The following is a 268-nucleotide window of genomic DNA, read 5'->3' as shown; positions in this document are numbered from 1 at the left end:
ATGGTACTCAGTGCCACGGCGAGGAATCCGGCGTTTGAAAACGCGCTGAGCACCCGGGTGATGAGGAGCAACGGGAACGCGGACGTCATCGCTGCGATGACGTGGCATCCCGCGAACACAACAAGGCAGACGATGAGCGCGACCCTGGGCGGCCAGCGCCGGGCAAAGGCCGCCATGACCGGCGCGCCGATGACCATGCCGGCCGCGAAAGCTGACGTCAGCAGGCCCGCCGTGCCGATAGAGACGTCAAGTTCGGTCGCAATCGCAG

1 protein-coding gene is annotated in these 268 nt (G+C 65.7%); it reads right to left on the bottom strand.

All coding sequences use genetic code 11. From position 1 onward, the window contains the following. Positions 1–268, bottom strand: a 268-nt coding sequence (locus ACPYOM_RS22640; RefSeq protein WP_481347686.1) for an MFS transporter, incomplete at both ends; no start/stop codon positions are given.

The sequence above is a fragment of the Monashia sp. HAY1-2A genome (assembly GCF_056755315.1).
Note: the sequence above shows the minus strand (reverse complement) of the source record. Positions and strands in the feature narration are given on the sequence as shown.